This window comes from Polaromonas sp. P1_G4, from assembly GCF_056405475.1.
The window spans coordinates 1-2,814 of record NZ_JBFUCA010000527.1 but is presented as its reverse complement, the minus strand read 5'-3'; the positions used below and the strand labels follow the sequence as shown (position 1 = coordinate 2,814).

Annotated in this window: 2 protein-coding genes; both read left to right on the top strand. The window is 65.6% G+C overall.

Annotation, left to right across the window (positions count from 1 at the left end; genetic code table 11):
- Positions 1-174 precede the first annotated feature (174 nt).
- Complete coding sequence (waaC, locus tag AC1D1X_RS19935) at positions 175-1,233, top strand: lipopolysaccharide heptosyltransferase I (RefSeq protein ID WP_477698977.1); 1,059 nt, start codon at positions 175-177, stop codon at positions 1,231-1,233.
- On the top strand, positions 1,230-2,606 hold the full coding sequence (locus tag AC1D1X_RS19930; RefSeq protein WP_477668059.1) for a 3-deoxy-D-manno-octulosonic acid transferase: 1,377 nt from the start codon (positions 1,230-1,232) through the stop codon (positions 2,604-2,606). The genes waaC and AC1D1X_RS19930 overlap by 4 nt, the downstream gene beginning before the upstream one ends.
- The last annotated feature ends 208 nt before the right edge of the window (positions 2,607-2,814 follow it).

Sequence of the window (2,814 nt, the reverse complement as noted above, 5' to 3'; positions counted from 1 at the left end):
GAACCGGCTTTGCCGGGCCGCAGGCACCGTCCCCTGCAAGGGGAAAAGGGCTACACGCAGTGAGCCCGATAGGGGTGTGCCAGTTTTTCGGCTTTGCCGGGCCACAGGCGGGCGGCCCCCTCGGGGGGCAGGGAGTTACGCGAAGCGAACGACCGTGGGGGCCTAAAATACCTCATGAAAATTCTCCKGGTCAAGCTGTCCTCCCTGGGCGACGTGGTGCACACCCTGCCGGTAGTGCAGGACATCCACGCCGCGCTCCCGGACGCGCAGATTGACTGGGTAGTGGAAAAGGCCTTTGCCCCCTTGCTGGCGCGCCACAAAGGTCTGCACCGCGTGATTCCCTGTGAGATCCGGCGCTGGCGCAAATCATTCTGGACGCTGGCAACGCGAAACGAATGGCGTGCCTTCCAGCGCGAACTTCAACGTGAGGCCTATGACGCCGTCATCGACCTGCAGGGCTTGACCAAGTCGGCGCTGGTGGCGCGGCTTGCCGCGCTGGCGCCGGGCGGCAAACGCTACGCGCTGGCCAACCAGACCGAGGGCTMGGGCTATGAAGCGCCTACCCGCTGGGTGGCCGACATGGCCATCACCCTCCCACCGCATATTCACGCGGTGCAGCGCTCGCGCGAGCTGGCGGCGCGCGCGCTGGGCTACACCCTGAAAGGCGCGCCGGATTTTGGATTAAAAATACCTGCAGCCCTTGAGGGACGGGCGCAAGCAGCTACTGAAAAGATAGCACCTGCAGCGTCGAAAGGCCGGGTGGTACTGGTCCACGGCACCTCGCGCGCCGACAAGGAGTGGCCGCTGGACCACTGGATCACCTTGGGGCGGCGCCTCCATGCGGCCGGCTACCCGGTGGCACTGGCGCACGGCAACGCACACGAGCTGGCCACCAGCCAGGCCATTGCGCAGGCGCTGACCAAAACCGCCGCGGACAGCGCCCTGGTGCTGCCTCTGCTGCCGCTCGACGCGCTCACTGAAGCGCTGGCGCAGTGCGCCGGTGTCATTGGTGTCGACAGCGGTGTCAGCCATATTGCCGTGGCGCTGGATTTGCCGCATGTGCAGATCTACAACTTCGACACGGCGTGGCGCACCGGCCCCGGCACCCTTGGCCACGGGGGGCGGCAGGTCAGCGTGTTTGCGCGCCCGGCACCCACGGTGGAAACCGTCTGGCAGGCCTGGCTGGCTTGCTGGGCGGTGAGCAGCCCCACCCGTGCCGGCGGGGCGAAATGAGTGCGCTGGCCCTGAAACTTTATTCGCTTCTGATGTGGCTGGGTCAGCCGCTGCTGCGCCGCAAATTGGCGCGCCGCGGCAGGCAGGAGCCCGGCTACCTTCAGGCGGTGCAGGAACGCTTTGGCCACTACACCCAGCCGGTGGAAACCGCCTCTGAGCTGGTTTGGCTGCATGCCGTTTCGCTCGGCGAAACGCGCACGGCGGCCATGCTGCTCAAGGCGCTGCGCGCGCAACACCCCGGCTTGCGTATTTTGCTGACGCATGGCACGGCCACCGGACGTGCCGAGGGCGTGGCCCTGCTGCAGCCCGGCGACGTGCAGGTATGGCAGCCCTGGGACAGCCCGGGCGCAGTGGCGCGGTTTTTTGGCCACTTCAAGCCACGCCTGGGCCTGCTGATGGAAACCGAGATCTGGCCCAACATGGTGGCCGCAGCCCAGGCGCGTGCCATGCCGCTGGTGCTGGTGAACGGCAGGTTGTCTGAAAAATCCCTGCAGCAGGCGCTGAAAATGTCGCCGCTGTCGTTTCCGGCTTACGCGGCGTTGTCTGCGGTGTATGCCCAGACCGATGACGACGCCCGGCGCTTTCGCCAGGCGGGTGCTGCGGTGAGCGGCGTGTTCGGCAACCTCAAATTTGACGCTTCGCCCGACGACGCCCAGCTGGAAAAAGGCAAGGTCTGGCGCCGGACGCTCGGGCTTCCGGTGCTTATGTTTGCCAGCTCACGTGAAGGCGAAGAGCAGGAATTTTTAAAGCAATTAAGTGCCACAGCCCAATCTGAGCGGGCGCAACAAGCTATCAATTTTGTAGCAAATGAATTGCAGGCAGAAGCACACAAGGAGGGGCCGGGAAGCCAGTTCAGGGTGTTGCTGGTGCCGCGCCACCCGCAACGCGTCAATGAGGTGGAGGCTCTGGTGCAGCAGCACGGCCTGCGCGTCTCGCGCCGCTCGCACTGGCCCGATACGGCGGGCGGTCCGGCCGTGAACGACGATGCGCTGCATGCGGATGTGTGGCTGGGCGACTCGCTGGGTGAAATGGCGCTGTATTACGCGATGAGCGATGTCGCCTTGCTGGGCGGCAGCTTCGCGCCGCTGGGCGGGCAAAACCTGATCGAGGCGGCTGCCTGTGGCTGCCCGGTCGTGATGGGCCCCCATACCTTCAACTTCACCGAAGCCGCCGAGCTGGCCATCGAGGCCGGTGCAGCCCGGCGTGTGGTCGACATGGAGCAGGGCGTGCGTGCCGCCCGAAAGCTGATGGACAAACCCGAAGCACGCGCAGCCTCCGTGGCGGCCGGGTTGGCCTTCGCCGACCGCAATCGGGGCGCCACGGTGAAGACGGTGAGTGCGCTCGAGAGCTTTTTGGCAGCCCCAGCGAAGTAAGGCCACACCATGACCGAACCATCCAAAACCAAACTACGGGTACCGATCTGGTTCTGGATGCTGCTCTTCATGGCCGCGTGCCTCTTCGGTTTCGGCACCTACGTCATCCTGACACTCATCTAGTATCTAGCGAGCACGGATTTCCCCTTTCAGGCCGGGGCCGCGGGACTGGCTTTGCCAGACCGCAGGCGCAGGCGGCCCCTCGGGG

Coding starts and splice junctions, on each gene's coding strand:
- AC1D1X_RS19930 (WP_477668059.1), top strand. CDS start 1,230: ATGAGTGCGCTGGCCCTGAAACTTTATTCGCTTCTGATGTGGCTGGGT.